12 protein-coding genes are annotated in these 16,026 nt (G+C 64.2%); 3 read left to right on the top strand and 9 right to left on the bottom strand.

The features are described 5' to 3' along the window. Positions 1-18: 18 nt before the first annotated feature. A complete protein-coding gene (locus DL899_RS03910) occupies positions 19-582 on the bottom strand; it encodes a tetratricopeptide repeat protein (RefSeq protein ID WP_239494592.1) in 564 nt (187 codons plus the stop codon). Positions 583-652: 70 nt separating this feature from the next. On the opposite strand from DL899_RS03910, the gene DL899_RS03905 reads away from it, so the two are divergent. The 3 genes from DL899_RS03905 (at position 653) to DL899_RS03895 (ending at position 3,822) form a co-directional block, all read left to right on the top strand. After that, a complete protein-coding gene (locus DL899_RS03905; RefSeq protein WP_111732652.1) occupies positions 653-943 on the top strand; it encodes an SCP2 sterol-binding domain-containing protein in 291 nt (96 codons plus the stop codon). 26 nt (positions 944-969) lie between these two features. Then, positions 970-1,908: an alpha/beta fold hydrolase gene (locus DL899_RS03900; protein WP_111732650.1), complete on the top strand. Its 939-nt coding sequence runs from the start codon at positions 970-972 to the stop codon at positions 1,906-1,908. A gap of 84 nt (positions 1,909-1,992) precedes the next feature. Next, positions 1,993-3,822 carry a M3 family oligoendopeptidase gene (locus DL899_RS03895; RefSeq protein WP_111732648.1) on the top strand — a complete coding sequence of 610 codons (1,830 nt, stop codon included), beginning with the start codon at positions 1,993-1,995 and terminating at the stop codon, positions 3,820-3,822. A gap of 240 nt (positions 3,823-4,062) precedes the next feature. Here the strand turns inward: DL899_RS03895 and DL899_RS03890 are convergent, their stop codons facing one another. From DL899_RS03890 to DL899_RS03855, 8 genes are all read right to left on the bottom strand, one after another. Continuing rightward, entirely contained in the window at positions 4,063-6,663 is a 2,601-nt protein-coding gene (locus tag DL899_RS03890; protein ID WP_111732646.1) for a nitrate reductase, read from the bottom strand. Beyond that, complete coding sequence (nirD, locus tag DL899_RS03885; RefSeq protein ID WP_111732644.1) at positions 6,660-6,992, bottom strand: nitrite reductase small subunit NirD; 333 nt, start codon at positions 6,990-6,992, stop codon at positions 6,660-6,662. The genes DL899_RS03890 and nirD overlap by 4 nt, the downstream gene beginning before the upstream one ends. Further along, entirely contained in the window at positions 6,989-9,430 is a 2,442-nt protein-coding gene (nirB, locus tag DL899_RS03880) for a nitrite reductase large subunit NirB (protein WP_111732642.1), read from the bottom strand. The genes nirD and nirB overlap by 4 nt, the downstream gene beginning before the upstream one ends. After that, positions 9,430-11,088, bottom strand: coding sequence for an ABC transporter ATP-binding protein (locus DL899_RS03875; RefSeq protein ID WP_204355243.1), 1,659 nt, complete (start codon positions 11,086-11,088; stop codon positions 9,430-9,432). Before DL899_RS03875 ends, nirB begins: the two co-directional genes overlap by 1 nt. Positions 11,089-11,093: 5 nt before the next feature. Further along, complete coding sequence (locus tag DL899_RS03870) at positions 11,094-12,164, bottom strand: ABC transporter permease (protein ID WP_111732638.1); 1,071 nt, start codon at positions 12,162-12,164, stop codon at positions 11,094-11,096. Positions 12,165-12,190: 26 nt separating this feature from the next. After that, on the bottom strand, positions 12,191-13,552 hold the full coding sequence (locus DL899_RS03865; RefSeq protein ID WP_420820949.1) for a CmpA/NrtA family ABC transporter substrate-binding protein: 1,362 nt from the start codon (positions 13,550-13,552) through the stop codon (positions 12,191-12,193). 254 nt (positions 13,553-13,806) lie between these two features. Further along, positions 13,807-14,976 (bottom strand): CmpA/NrtA family ABC transporter substrate-binding protein, encoded by a 1,170-nt coding sequence (locus DL899_RS03860; protein ID WP_111732636.1) that lies wholly within the window; start codon positions 14,974-14,976, stop codon positions 13,807-13,809. Then, the gene (locus tag DL899_RS03855; RefSeq protein ID WP_111732908.1) at positions 14,973-15,548 is read right to left on the bottom strand and encodes an ANTAR domain-containing response regulator; all 576 of its coding nucleotides are present in this window, start codon (positions 15,546-15,548) and stop codon (positions 14,973-14,975) included. Before DL899_RS03855 ends, DL899_RS03860 begins: the two co-directional genes overlap by 4 nt. Between the last annotated feature and the right edge of the window lie 478 nt (positions 15,549-16,026).

Here is a 16,026-nt window from a genome sequence, read left to right as displayed (position 1 = left end):
GATGGCTCCGCCTGTTTGTCAGATATCCTTGCCGGGGCTTTCGGCATCCAGCCGGGCCAGCCCCTCGGTCGCCCGCGGATGGTTGGGGTAGATCTGCAACGCCGCCTCATAGGCCCGCCGCGCCAGCCCCTCGCGCCCGGTGCGCTCGGCAATGGCGCCGATGCTGGCGATGGCATCGAAATGCCGCCCCTCAAGCGCCAGCGCGTGTTGCAGGTCGGCCATCGCCGGGCCATCCAGATCGGCCATCGCATAGGCCAGCGCACGGCGGTACCAGCCTTCGGCGAAATCCGGCGCGTGATCGGTCAGGGCAGTGAAATGCTCGATCGCGGCCAGGGCGTCGCCGGCCTCTATCGCGTCGTTGCCGCGCCTGAGCAGCAGGTCCATCGCGGCAGAGCCGGATCTGGACCATTCCAGCTCGATCTCGCGGGCCAGGCGCAGCGCATCGGTCGGATCGGCCTCGTGCAACTGGGTGAACAAACGCTCCAACCGGGGCGAATCATCCGCCCGGACCGGGCCACAGATCGCCCCTATCGCCAGGAACGACGCGACGGTAAGATTGAGAAAGCGGTTTTGAACGGCCATATCAAAACTGAATTTAACGCCCATCGCCGCGAATCAAAGCCCCGGCGTGGCAATTTCGGAGGAATTGAGCATGAGCGACGTCATCAAGGCAGCCGTGGACGCGCTGAAATCCCGCATCGGCGACGGTTTCGACGCCGGCACCGCCAAGTTCGTCATCGACGGCGAAGGCGCAATCCTGATCGACGAAACAGGCGTGCGCGCCGGCGACGAAGAGACGGACGTGACGTTGACCGCATCGGCCGACACGTTCGAAGCGATCCTTTCGGGCGATCTGAACCCGACTTCGGCCTTCATGTCCGGCAAGCTCAGCGTCGATGGCGATATGGGGCTGGCGATGAAACTGGGCAGCGCCCTGGCGTGAGGGAAGACGCCCCGCTATTCGCCGATATGGCCGAGGGGCCGCCGGGCGGGCGAGCCTGGTGGCTGAAAACGGATGACGGGGTGCGCATCCGCGCCGGGTTGTGGCCGGCGCCCGACGCGCGGGGCACGGTTCTGCTGTTCCCCGGACGCACCGAGTATATCGAGAAATACGGCCGCGCCGCGGATGATTTTGCCCGCCGGGGGCTGGCAACGTTGTGCGTCGACTGGCGCGGACAGGGGCTGGCCGACCGGCTGATGGATGACCCGATGACGGGGCATGTGAACCTGTTCAGCGACTATCAGCGCGATGTCGCGGCGCTGCTCGATCTGGCGCACGACCTGGACCTGCCCCGCCCCTGGCACCTGCTGGGCCATTCCATGGGCGGTGGCATCGCCCTGCGCGCGGCGATGGCGGGGCTTGATGTGGTGTCCTGCGTCTTTTCCGGGCCGATGTGGGGCATCCAGATCGCCGACCCGCTACGCCCGCTGGCCTGGTCGCTGGCCTGGGGCAGCCGGCAGCTGGGCGTCGGTCATCACTATGCCCCGGGCACCGATGGCCGCACCTATGTGCTGTACGAACCCTTCGAGACCAACAAGCTGACGCGCGACCGCGAGATGTACGACTACATGATCGGTCATCTGCGCGCACACCCCGAACTGGCACTGGGCGGGCCCAGCCTGCACTGGCTGCACGAGGCGCTGGTGGAAACGCGTGAGCTGTCTGTCCTTCCCTCACCCGACCTGCCTTGCCTGACGCTGATGGGATCGGAAGAGGACATCGTCGATACCACCCGCATCGAAGAGCGCATGGCAGACTGGCCCGGTGGGCGGCTGGAGGTCGTCCCCGGCGCGCGCCACGAGGTGCTGATGGAGGATGCCGCGACACGTGCGCGCCTCTTCGACATGATCGCCGAATTCTGTCACGCGGCGGGCGGCACCGCCGATGGCACCCCGACCCACGCCTGACCCCTGCCCCACATCCCTGCTTGAGCCTGCCGGCACACCACCCTATCTGTCAGCCTGACACACCAGACCCAGGAGAATTCGCGCATGACCCGCCTGCCCCGGCCCACCCGAGACGCCAACGCAGCCTCCGGCCCCAAAGGCCCTGACAGCGCGGGCGACCTGCCGGAATGGGATCTGAGCGATCTCTACACTGCCGAGGACGCGCCGGAACTGGCCCGTGACCTGGAATGGCTGGAAACCGAATGCGCCGCCTTCGCCCAGGATTACGAGGGCCGCCTCGCCGAGCTTGACGCCGAGGGCCTGCTGGCCTGCATCCGCCGTGACGAACGCATAAGCACCGTTGCCGGGCGGGTGATGTCCTTTGCCGGGCTGCGCTATCACCAGCTGACCACCGATGGCGGGCGCGCCAAGTTCCTGTCCGACTGCCAGGAAAAGATCACTCGTTTCACCACCCCGCTGGTGTTCTTCACGCTGGAGCTGAACCGCCTCGACGATGCCGCGCTGCAAGGCATGTACGACGAAAACCCCGAACTTGCGCGCTATGCCCCGGTGCTGCGCCGCATCCGGGCGATGAAGCCCTATCAGCTTTCGGACGAACTGGAACGCTTTCTGCATGACCTCAGCGTTGTCGGCGACGCGTGGGAACGCCTGTTCGACGAAACCATCGCCGGGCTGACCTTCAACGTCGATGGCGAAGAAATGGGCCTTGAGGCAACGCTCAACCTGCTGACCGACCAGGACCGTTCCCGGCGCAAGGCCGCGGCGTATGAACTGGCCCGCGTATTCGGCGCCAACATCCGCACCTTTGCCCGCGTCCACAACACCTGTGCCAAGGAAAAAGAGGTCGTCGACCGCTGGCGCAAGATGCCCGCGCCGCAGACCGCGCGCCACCTGTCCAACGATGTCGAACCCGAGGTGGTGCAGGCGCTGCGCGACGCGGTGGTGGCCGCCTATCCGCGCCTCAGCCACCGCTATTACGAGCTAAAGCGCAAATGGCTGGGCCTCGACAATCTGCAGGTCTGGGACCGCAACGCCCCCCTGCCGATGGAGGAAACCCGCGAAATCGGCTGGTCCGAGGCGCGCGAAACCGTGATGGGGGCCTACAGCGCGTTTGACCCGCGCATGGGCGAATTGGCCGAACCGTTTTTTGACCGCGGATGGATCGACGCCGGCGTGAAGCCCGGCAAGGCGCCCGGCGCCTTTGCCCACCCGACCGTGACCGAGGTGCACCCCTATGTGATGCTCAACTATCTGGGCAAGCCGCGCGACGTGATGACACTGGCGCACGAGCTGGGCCACGGCGTGCATCAACGCCTTGCCGCCGGACAGGGCGAGTTGCTGTCATCGACCCCGCTCACCCTGGCCGAAACCGCCAGCGTATTCGGCGAGATGCTGACCTTTCGCCGGCTGCTGGAAACCGCCGAAACGCAGGACGAACGCAAGGTTCTGCTGGCGGGCAAGGTCGAGGACATGATCAACACCGTGGTGCGCCAGATCGCGTTCTACGATTTCGAATGCAAGCTGCACGACGCCCGCCGCGAGGGCGAACTGACGCCCGAGGATATCGGCGCGCTGTGGATGAGCGTGCAGGCGACCAGCCTCGGCCCGGCGTTCGAATTCATGGACGGCTACGAGCATTTCTGGGCCTATGTGCCCCATTTCGTGCACTCGCCCTTTTACGTCTATGCCTATGCCTTTGGCGACGGGCTGGTGAACGCGCTCTACGCCGTCTACGAAGAGGCGCCGGAGGGCTTTCAGGATAAGTATTTCGAGATGCTGCGCGCTGGCGGGTCGAAACACCACAAGGAACTGCTGGCCCCCTTCGGGCTCGATGCCTCCGACCCGGCGTTTTGGGACAAGGGCCTTTCGATGATCTCGCGCTTCATCGACGAATTGGAGGCAATGGAAGGCTGAACGCAGTTGAAGTTGAACCGAAGTCACATGCCCTGACCTGGTGGTTGGCCTGGATGAGACTGTTTGGTTCCGTTTTCCTGCTCGCGCTCTGTTCGCCGCAGGCTGCTATTGATGCGTCGGATGGCCCGGATACACCTTGGATCGGTCGCTGAGATGTCCGGAAAACCGGGACCACTTCACCTCGATGGTGTTGGTGGGGCACGTCGCCGCGCGCCAGGGAGTGGACGCAGGTGACAACGGTCATTCCGCTGCCGCGAGCCGTGGCGTCAGAAGCGCCGCCAGTTCCGGGCGGCACGATCCGCAGCTTGTGCCCGCTTGCAGGGCCGCGCCGATCTCTTCGACCGTGGTCAGGTTTTGCGCGGCAATTGCTGCCGTGATCGTGTTCAGACCCACATTCAGACAGGCGCAAATCGTGGGGCCTGGATCGACCACGCCTGCACCGGGGCGCCCGGCCAGCAATTCCCCCCCCGCCTGTCCCACCTGCGCCGCAATATGCCCGCGCGCCAGGTGCACAGGGTCCGGCGCGGCAAAGAGCGCGGCCAGCGTGCGCCCATCCTCCATCAGCGCGATGCGGTGCGTACCACGGATGCGGTCCTCGACGCTCAGGCAGGTCGCATCGGGCAGGTTAAAGAGCGCGCGAGCATATGCCTCCCAATCCGAAGGGGCCTCGGCCCCGGCGAGTTCGCTGCGCCACCCCCCCGCGTGACGCGCGCGCGCCCAATAGGTGGCATCGGGCACCTGTGGTCCGACCGATACCGCAAAGCCATACCATGCCGGGTTCAAGGCCGTGATCGCCACGACTGATGCCTTGCTTTCGGGCTGCCCCGATACAGGATCGGTAACCGCCGCAACAAGCGCATCCACCCGGCCCGTGGGGGCGGTATTGCCGGTCCAGTGCATCGGCGCAAATACCTGCCCGCGCTGCACCCGGTCGGTGATTGATACCCGCAGGATGGCCGCCCCTTGCGGACTGGTGACGCGCGCCAGCGTTGCCGGGGCTAGGCCAAGGGCCGTGGCATCGTCAGGGTGAATTTCGACGAACGGCTCTGCGATGTGCTGGTTCAGGCGTGGGGAAAGGTCGGTGCGCGTCATCGTGTGCCAGTGGTCGCGCACACGGCCCGTGTTCAGGCGAAACGGATAGCGCGGGACGGTCCTGGCAGCTGGGAGGCGCGGGATGATTGGCAACATCCGCGCCCGTTTGTCGGGGGTAAAGAACCCGCCATCGCCAAAGAACCGCCCGCCCTCTTGCCGCGCGCTGACCGGCCAGCGGGTGGGGGTCAGCGCGTCGTAATCGGCCAGCGCCAGCCCGGATATGTCGAAATCCCGCCCCAGATCGCCCGCGATGCCCGACAGGGCGGCATGTTCGGCAAAGACCTCGGCCGCGCTCGACCAGTCAAAGGCATCCCCCCAACCCATGCGCGCAGCCAGATCAGCCATCATGCGCCAGTCATCGCGGGCCTGACCGGGGGCGGGCAGAAAGGCGCGCTGACGGCTGATGGTGCGGTCGGAATTGGTGACGGTACCCGACTTTTCGCCCCAGGGGGTCGCGGGCAGGATCACATCGGCAAGCCGCGTGGTGTCGGTCTGTGTCACATCGCTGACCACCACGAAATCACAGCCCTTGATGGCGCGCGCCACGGCATCGGCATCGGGCATCGACACCGCCGGGTTGGTGTGGATGATACAGAGCGCCTTGATCTCGCCGCGCGCCACGGCCTCAAACATCTCAACCGCTTTCAGGCCGGGTTTCTCGGGCATTCGCGGGCTGTTCCAGAAGCCTTGCACAGCAGCGCGGTGTTCCGCGTTCTCGATATCGAGATGGCAGGCCAGCATATTGGCAAGCCCTCCCACTTCGCGTCCGCCCATGGCGTTGGGCTGGCCCGTGACAGAAAAAGGCCCCATGCCGGGGCGGCCGATGCGCCCGCTGGCAAGGTGGCAGTTGATCACCGCATTGACCTTGTCCGTGCCGCTTGTCGATTGGTTGATCCCCTGGGAATAGATCGTGACGACTCGTTCGGTCGCGGTGAACCAGTCGAGGAAGGTGGCCAGATCGCCCTCGGCCAACCCGGTCATGGCGGGGCGCGATTGCCGCGCGGCGGCGAGGGCTTCGTCAAACCCGCTTACATGCCGGGCGATGTAGTCACGATCCACCGCGCCGCGATCCGCCAGCGCCACCAGAGCCGCGTTGAACAGGGCCGCATCACTGCCGGGGGTCAGGGCCAGGTGCAGATCAGCCAGATCACAGGTCGCGGTGCGGCGCGGGTCGACGACGACAACCTTTGTCCCGCGTGTCTTTTTTGCCGTGGCCAGCCGCTGATAGAGCACCGGATGGCACCACGCCAGATTGCTGCCCACCAGCACGACAAGATCAGCCTGATCAAGGTCTTCATAGGTGCCGGGCACGGTATCGGTGCCAAAGGCGCGCTTGTGCCCGGCGACGCTTGACGCCATGCACAGCCGCGAATTGGTATCCACATTCGCCGTTCCGATGTAGCCCTTGATCAGCTTGTTGGCGGCATAATAATCTTCGGTCAGCATCTGGCCCGAAAGGTAGAAGGCGACAGAGTCGGGGCCGTGGTCGCGGATGGCCGCCTGAAATCGGTCTGCCACCAGATCAAGTGCTGCGTCCCAACCTGTCTCATGGCCCGCGACGCGTGGCGCAAGAATACGCCCCTCAAGCCCCAGTGTTTCGCCAAGCGCCGTGCCCTTGGAACAGAGCCGCCCAAGGTTTGCCGGATGCTCGGGGTCGCCCTTGACGGTGGCGCCACCCGCCCCGTCAGGTGAAATGAGCACGCCGCAACCCACGCCGCAATAGGGGCAGGTGGTGCGGATTGCGGTCATGCCGCCGCCCCCCTGAGGAGGCGCGCGACATCAAGGAGGATGCGCCCGTCCTTCACCTCTGCGGGACAGGTTGCGACCGCGCCCTCATCCGCGCCCTGCGCCAGCCCGCTTTCCAGCGAGATGACCCAATTATGCAGCGGGCAGGTCACGGCATGGCCATGCACGATCCCTTCGGACAGGGGCCCGCCCTTGTGCGGGCAGCGGTCGTCGATGGCAAAGACCCGATCATCGCCGGTGCGAAACACCGCCACACAGCCATGAACGGTTTTCACCACGCGCGCGCCGCGCGGGGGGATTTCAGTCAGCGCGCCAATATCAAGCCAGGTCATTCCGCGGCCTCCCGTGTCAGATCGGCGAGCGGAGCGAAATCCGCCTGCGCCTGTGGTGTCGCACGATCCGCCCAGGGGTCGCGCTGATAGATGGTTTGCGACAGGTCGAACCGTTCGATCAGGGCAGCGCGGTTGTCCATATCCTCGACAATCTGCGCCTGCACCCATTCCAAGCCCACCTTGGCCAGCCATTTATAGGGCCGGTCCAGGTATTTGGCGTGTTCGCGGTAGAGCTGGACAAAGGCCACGGTCAGGTCGATGGCCTCGGCTTCTTTCGCGACCTTGGCCAGGTGCTGAACCTCTTTGAGGTCCATCCCCGCCGCCCCGCCGACGCCGATCTCGAACCCGGACTCGACACAGATGACGCCGATATCCTTGCAGGTCGCCTCGGCGCAGTTGCGCGGGCAGCCGGACACGGCAAGTTTGACCTTGTGCGGCGTCCACGACCCCCATAGGCGCTTTTCCAGCTTGATCCCGAGACCGGTGGAATCCTGTGTGCCAAAGCGGCAGAAATCCGTGCCGACGCAGGTCTTGACCGTGCGCAGCCCCTTGGAATAGGCATGCCCGCTGACCAGCCCCGCCGCATTCAGATCGCCCCAGATATGGGGCAGATGCTCCTTTTGCACGCCCAGCAGGTCGATCCGCTGCCCGCCCGTGACCTTGACCGCCGGAATGGCGTATTTATCGACGGCATCGGCGATCGCGCGCAACTCGGTGGGATTGGTCATGCCGCCCCACATGCGCGGCACCACCGAATAGGTGCCGTCCTTCTGGATATTGGCGTGGTTGCGTTCATTGACAAAGCGGCTTTGCGCGTCGTCGGTGTAATCCAGCGGCCAATCGGCCAGCAGGTAAAAGTTCAGCGCGGGCCGACAGACATGGCATCCGCAGGATGTTTTCCAGCCCAGTTCCTGCATGACCGCCGCCATGGACTTGAGCGCGCGCGCCTTGATCAGGCGGCGGGTGTCCTCATGCGTCAGATCGGTGCAGTCGCAGACCGGTTGCGCCGCGGGCATATGAAAGGCGTCGCCCAGGGTGCTGGCCAGAACCTGTTCCACCAGCCCGGTGCAGGTGCCGCAAGACGCGCTGGCCTTGGTTTGCGCCTTGATGTCGGCCAGGGTGGTGGCCCCCCCTTCGATCGCCGCAACGATGGTGCCTTTGCATATGCCGTTGCAGCCACAGATTTCCGCCTCAGGCGGCAAGGCTGCAACGGCTGCCAGAGGGTCCGCGCTGGTCCCTCCCTGATAGGCGGGGCCAAAGATCAGCGTGTCGCGCATCGCCGAGATGTCCGCGCCATCCTTGATCAGGCCGAAAAACCAGGACCCGTCGGCGGTGTCGCCATACATGACCGCGCCGATCAGCCGATCACTCTCGATCACAAGCCGCTTGTAGACACCGCGCGCAGGATCGCGAAACACGATATCCTCGCGCCCCGGCTCATCGGCAAAATCGCCCGCGCTGAACAGGTCCACGCCCGTGACCTTGAGCTTGGTCGCGGTCTGGACCGGCTGGAATGCCGCATCCGTGCCCAACAAGGTCTCGGCGACCACCTTGGCCTGATCGTAAAGCGGCGCGACAAGGCCAAAGAGCTGGCTGTCATGCTCCACGCATTCGCCCACGGCCAGAATATCCGGGTCCGACGTGACCATCTGGTCGGTCACGACAATCCCGCGCCCGACTTCCAGCGCGGCATCCGTGGCCAGCCGGGTTTCGGGCCGGATCCCCACGGCCATGCAGACCAGATCGGCGTCATAGATCGTGCCGTCCTCCAGCAAGACCGCCTCGACCCGGTCCTTGCCCAGAATGGCCTTGGTCGCGCCCTTGCAATGCACGGTGATCCCGCGCGTCTCGAGGTCCTTTTGCAGCAGATAGCCTGCGGTGGGGTCCAGCTGACGCTCCATCAGATGGTCCATCAGGTGAATGACCGTCACCGCCATCCCGCGCAGCCTCAGACCTGCCGCGGCCTCAAGCCCGAGCAGGCCACCACCGATCACCACCGCTTTCGCGCCGGGTTGGCCAGAGGCGTCGATCATCGCCTGCGTGTCGTCCATGTCGCGATAGGTGATGACGCCGGGCAGTTCCCTGCCCGCCACCGGAATGATGAACGGGGCAGATCCCGTGGCGATCAGCAGCTTGTCATAGGGCGCGCTGCCCTGACTGGCATGGACAACCTTGTTTTCACGGTCGATCCGCACCACGGAGTCGCCAAACCGGCAGGTGATCCTGTGCTGTGCATACCAGTCATCGTCATGGGTGACGATTTCGGCATAGGTCTTTTCGCCCGACAGGACCGGCGACAGCATGATGCGGTTGTAATTCCCGCGCGGCTCGGCATTGAGAAGCGTGACATCCCAGCCATCCGGGTCAGCCGCCAGCAGATGTTCCAGCGCGCGGCCCGAGGCCATACCCGCGCCGATGACAACAAGTTTGCGTTTCATCACGCGGCATCCTTCTTGCTTGCGCCGTGTTCGTAATCCTCAAGGAATTGCAGAATCTCGGCGCGGTATGTGTAGTAATCGGGGTGTTCCAGCAGGGCCTTTCGGGTGCGCGGGCGCGGCAGGTTCACATCGACGATCTTGCCGATGCGCGCACGCGGGCCGTTGGTCATCATCACCACGCGGTCGGCCAGCAGGATTGCCTCATCCACGTCATGGGTGACGCAGACTGCGGTGACCTTGGTGCGCGACCAGACCTCCATCAACACCTCCTGCAATTCCCAGCGGGTCAGGCTGTCCAGCATCCCGAAGGGTTCATCGAGCAGCAGCAGTTTCGGCGAGAGCGCAAAGGCGCGCGCGATGCCGACACGCTGTTTCATGCCGTTGGACATGTCCGCCGCCATGCGTTCCATCGCGTCGCCCAATCCCACGCGTTCGAGATAGTATTCCACCACCTCCTGCCGTTCGGCACGGGACGCGCGGGGATAGACGCGGTCCACCCCGATGGCCACGTTTTCCTTGGCACTCAGCCAGGGAAACAGGCTGGGCGACTGGAACACCACCGCGCGCTCGGGATCGGCCCCTTCCACCGCGCGGCCATCAAGCATGATCGCGCCGCCCGAGATTTCGTTCAATCCCGCCGCCATGGTCAGGACGGTGGATTTGCCACAGCCCGAATGGCCGATCAGGCTGATAAATTCGCCCTTCTTCACCTTCAGGTCGAACCGGTCCACCACGGTCAACGGCCCCTCGGGCGTTGGATAGACCTTGGAGAGTTGCGAAAATTCCAGATACTTGTTCTGAATCCTGCTTTTCGCAGCCTCGGCATAAGCCTTGGGCGCATCGTGAATGGGCGTGACCTGCGGCAAATGCCGCGTTTCCTCGAGCTTGGCAGCGATGCCCACATCCATCAGGTATTTCGTGACTTCGGCGCGCAGCCGCTTGAACGTCGGGTCATTGTTCATCGCGGTGCGCACCCGGGGGCGCGGGACCGACACCTTGAACGGAGTCCCCAGCGTGCCGTCGGGGTTCAGCGGCACGATGCGGTCCGCAAGCAGCAGCGCCTCATCCACATCATTGGTGATCAGGACCACGGTTTTCCGGTCGGCCTGCCAGATGCGGGTGATCTCGTCCTGCAGATTGGCGCGCGTCAGCGCGTCGAGCGCCGAAAGCGGCTCATCAAGCAGCAGCACCTGCGGATTCATCGCCAGCGCCCGCGCCACCGACACCCGTTGCCGCATCCCGCCCGACAGTTCGGCGGGCCGCCGCCCCTTGGCGTGGCTCAGCCCCACCATGGCGATGAACCTGTCGACCATCGCGGCGCGTTCCGCGCGGCTGGCGGATTTGTGCACCGCATCCACCGCCAGCGCCACATTGCCCGCGACCGTCAGCCACGGCATCAGCGAATAGGACTGGAACACCAGCCCCCGTTCCGGCCCCGGCCCGGTGATTGGCTGGCCCTTGAACAGGACCTGCCCGCTGTCGGGTTGGGCCAGGCCCGCGATCTGGTTTATCAGCGTGGTCTTGCCGGTGCCGGAAAACCCCAGGATCGCCAGAAATTCGCCCTCCTCGACCGAGAGGGTGATGTTTCTCAGCACCTCCTCGCGGTCCAGCCCCGTGCCGAAGCCTTTGCAAACGTTCTTGAATTCTACAATGCTCATGGTGATCACCGGTTATTCGAGAAGGTGAAAAGTGATTGCAGCGCGAACATCAGCCGGTCCAGCAAGAAGCCGATGATCCCGATGGTGAACACCGCCACCATGATCTGCGCGAGGCTGGCGGAAGACCCGTTCTGGAACTGATCCCAGACGAATTTGCCAAGGCCGGGGTTCTGCGCCAGCATTTCAGCGGCAATCAGCACCATCCAGCCCACCCCAAGCGACAGCCGCAACCCGGTAAAGATCAGCGGCAAGGCCGAGGGCAGCACCAGCCGGGTGATCTTGGTCCATGTGTTGAGCTTGAGCACCCGGCTGACCGAGATCAGGTCGCGGTCGATGCTGGCCACGCCAAGGGCCGTGTTGATGAGCGTCGGCCAGAGCGAACAAAGCGTCACCGTGATCGCCGAGGTCAGGAAGGCGCGTGAAAACAGGCCATCCTGCGTGACATAGACGGCTGAGACGACCATCGTGACGATCGGCAGCCACGCCAGCGGACTCACTGGTTTGAATATCTGGATCAGAGGGTTCAGCGCGGCATTCGTCGTGGGCGAGAGGCCCGCCGCAATGCCAAGCGGCACGGCAATTGCGGTGGCTATGACAAAGCCAAAGAATACGGTCTGCACCGACGTCCATATCTGGTCATAATAGGTGGGCGATCCGGTATAGGGCCGTTCGCGCACGCGGTCGGCCTGCCCGGCGGCGATCAGTTCTGCGTTGCGCACTGCCTGACGATCCATGAAATCCGCGCGGCGGGCGCGTTCGGCCACATGATTGGCATGAAGCACGCCAACCTGTTCCCAGACCTTCGCCGGGCCGGGAATGGCGCCCAGCGAGGTTTCGACCTTTGGCGCCAAAGTGCCCCAAAGCAGCAGAAACCCGAGGATCGCCAGAACAGGCACGCCCAGCAGTTGCCAGATCTGTTTTGCCTGCGCCTTTGGGTTATCCCCGGCGGCGGCGCGCAGCAGCGGCGTCATGAAGGACAGGCCAAGCACCTTGAACCAGCCGTCGAACTTGTTGATCCGGGTGAACAGGCGTGCGCGGCGCTCTGCGAGGACTTCGGCAGGGTCGATTGCAGTCATCTCATACACTCCTTTTGCGCCGGGCCTCAGCCCTGCACCTCTGTGCCCACGATGATCTGCGTGCCCTTCAGGCCAATCGGCAGGCTGTCGATATAGGCATTCGGCTGACGGGCATCGAAAGGCACACCATCGATGGCGTGATCCACCACGTCGCGGAACCCATCGCTGCCAAAGGGGAACATCCCGGCCGGGGCCAGCCCGTCATCGACCAGCGATTGCGCGGCAGCCTCGAACAGGTCAGACAGGAACACGCTTTGCGCGGTCTCGATGAACCATTCATCGCTTTGCGCTTGCGTGATCTGGCCCCAGCGGCGCATCTGGGTCAGATACCAGACCGCATCCGACGTATAGGGATAGTTGGCGTAATAGCGCGAGAAGACGTTGAAATCCGGTACCGGGCGTACATCGCCCGCCTCGAATTCGAACGTCCCTGTCATGGAATTGCGCAGCACCTCCGCGTCGGCCCCGACATAGTTCGGGCGGCTGATGATCTGCACGGCCTCTTCGCGGTTGGCGTTGTCGTCCTCATCCAGCCAGATCGTGGCACGGATCAGGGCGCGGGTCAGCGCGCGCACCGTGTTGGGGTTTTCCTCGACGAAATCCGCGCGCAGGCCGAGTACCTTTTCGGCGCGCATCGGAAAGATATCGAGATCGGTCGCAACCGGCACGCCGATTCCCATGGCGACCGCCTGCTGGTTCCACGGCTCGCCCACGGTATAGCCCGATATGGTGCCCGCCTCCAATGTCGCGGGCATCTGCGGTGGCGGGGTGACGGACAACAACGCCTCTGCCCCGATCTGGCTGGAGATGTTGTCCGCGCTGTAGAAACCGGGGTGCACGCCGCCCGCCGCCAGCCAGTAGCGCAGTTCGAAATTATGGGTCGAGACCGGGAACACCATGCCCATGTTGAACGGTCGGCCCTGGCTTGCGAATGCCTCCAGCGCGGGGCGCAGGGCCGCGGCGGAAATCGGATGGACGGGCTTGCCCTCGGCATCGGACGGGATGGCCGGGCGCATCAGCTCCCAGACCTCGTTGGAAACGGTCGTGGCGTTGCCGTTCAGGTCCATCACGAAGGGCGTGACGATATGCGCCGAGGTGCCAAAACCGATGGTCGCGGCCAGCGGCTGACCCGCGAGCATGTGCGCGCCGTGCAGGTTTCCGTCGATCACGCCGTCCAGCAGCACCTTCCAGTTGGCCTGCGCCTCCAGCGTCACGAACAGGCCCTCATCCTCGAAAAAGCCCTTTTCATAGGCGATGGCCAGAGGGGCCATGTCAGTCAGCTTGATAAAGCCGAGGGTCAGATCCTCGACTTCGGGAAATGTATCGGCCTGCGACACTGTTCCGCCCAGGGCGGCGATCAGGACGGTTGTTGTGAAAAGCTTGCGGATCATGGGGATATCCTCTGGCTGTGGCCCGATTGTTTGGGCATGAAACGAAAAAACCGCCGACCAATCCTGCGCGGGAATGCGCAATCTGGTCAGGCGGCTGTGCCTATGAGGGTTCGGCATTGAACCCCTATGTTCCAACCCGACAACATTGCCGGATCGCTTAGGCTAACCATCCATAGCGGCGGTCACGAAGACAAGAAAAACCCGGCAGGAAACGATCATTTTGCAGTTGCAGCATTTTGATGCACAAAATTTCAGCGCAAATCGGTGGTGGCGTCAAAAATCTGACCATCAAAGAAAGCATCCGGCGCAAGAATCATCTGCCCCTGCTCCGACGCAACAGCCGTTGGATGATGCAGACTGCCCTCCAGCTTTTCCGATGCACCGGGCAGGTCCGCCCCGGCGGCGCGCAGGTTTTGCCGATACAGATCGGTCCGGCAGATCACCTTAGCCGCCGCCATGCTGCGAACGGCATCAAGCCCCTGACGCCTGGCGAGTTGCGCAGCGAACCATGCCACCTGTGACCGCCACGGAAAAGTAGCCGCACCGTCAAAGAAACGGATCATGTCCGGCACCTGCCGCATTTCGCCCCTTGCAGAGATCACCATTTCACCACGCAGGGCGCGGTCCAGCATCTCGACCGGCGCGTTGACATATTCGGGCCGCGCCAGAATTTCCGACGCAATCAGGCGGTTTTCGGGCACGCTCAGCCATTTGGCCGCGCGCCAGACGGCGCGCATCAGGCGACCGGTCAGCGCGGGGTTTGCATCCGCCCGGTCATGGCGCACGGCCAGCACCTTTTCGGGCGCAACCGCCCAGATAGCGCGGCCCGGCAACAGCAGCGTGCCCGCCCCCAACTCTACCGCAACCGAGCCCCAGGGCTCGCCCACGCAGAACGCGTCCACCTCACCCGCTGCCAGCGCCTCGGCCATGCGCGGGGGCGGGATCGTGCATAGCTCATAGGTCAGGCCGGTATTGCGCAGCCAATAGGTGACCAGTTCAACATGGGTGGAATAGGGAAAGGGCACACCAATCCGCAACGGCGCGTCAACCGCCCGCCCAAGATCATCCGCGGCGCGGCGCGCATCGGTAAAGGCAAAGTCATGGCCCAGGACTCGTAATCTGTCGGCAAGCGCCTGCGACACGCCGATGACATCGCCATTGATCGACAGAACCTGCAGAATATCCAGCCGCGCCACGGCACCGCCAAGACCAAGCGCCATGGCCACGGGAACGGGGGCCAGCATCTGCGCCGCGTCAACCTTGCCCCACAGCAGCATGTCCCGCAGGCTCGACCAGGACGGTGCGCGCTGTAACTCCAGCCCCAGCCCCTCGGCCTGCGCAAACCCCATTTCACGGGCGATGACGATGGGGGCCACATCCAGAAGCGGCACAAAGCCCACGCGCAGGGATGTCAGATTCATGACAACAACCCCGCCGCCGTGACCAGTGCGCCCGCCACCTCGGCCACCTTGCGCCCCTGATCCATCGCCGTCTTGCGCAAGAGCGCATAGGCATCTTCCTCGCCAATCCCGCGCGCCTTCATCAGGATGCCCTTGGCGCGGTCGATCAGCTTGCGTTCTTCCAGCGCGCGGCGGGTGGTTTCCAGTTCCACCCGCATCCGCCGGAACATCTGGAACCGCGCAATCGCGGCATCCATCACCGATGCCACGCGGTCGGGCTGCAATCCGTCAACCACATAGGCGGACACACCCGCCTCGATTGCCTGCTGGGTCAGGTCGCGGTCGGTACGATCCACGAAAAACGCGACGGGCCGTTCCTTGGGACCAGAGGCAAGCGCCATTTCCTCCAACGTGTCGCGTGACGGATTTGACATGTCGATCAGCACGATATCGGGCACGATATCACAGACCCGCCGCGCGAGGCCCGAGGCTTCACCTATAACCGTCACCTGATGGCCAAGTGGCAGCAAGCAGTCGATGACCAGCTTTGCCCGGGCTTCATCCGGTTCGACAATGACGATGTGGAGTTTCATGATGCTCTGATGTTCTGCGCCTTTCTCAATCCATGCAGAAACATGCATCGCAAGGGGGAACCGTCTTTTGCCGCAGCCACACAGGTTGATGATCAAAAAAATTGCACCGAACGTGCGGGTGCTTGCTTTTTGTGCGGTGGGTTGACCAACCAGGAAAGCGAGGCACCGCAGGTAGTGCCCCACCGGGTGGTGTAAGAGGCCGCGCGCGGAGCCTTTTGGCGTAGCGCAGCGCGCGGCCGGGGCTGGCGGCCACCGCGCATCTTCGTAGTCTGAGGTTGTTCAACGACCGATGACAACGATGGAGAGCACGATGACCGGGACCATGATTGACCTTCCGGGCGTGATCGCCAGGAGCGATGATGCGGATTTCCTGCGGGAACTGGTCCGAGGTGCCGCGCAGCAGCTGATGGATATCGAGGTGGCCGCCGTCTGCGGTGCAGGACACGGCGAGCGCAGCCCGGACCGGGAGAACCAGCGC

Source organism: Roseovarius amoyensis, assembly GCF_003260265.1.
In the GTDB taxonomy this organism is placed as follows: domain Bacteria; phylum Pseudomonadota; class Alphaproteobacteria; order Rhodobacterales; family Rhodobacteraceae; genus Roseovarius; species Roseovarius amoyensis.
The sequence above is the reverse complement of the archived record's forward strand: the minus strand, read 5'-3'. Positions and strand labels throughout refer to the sequence as shown.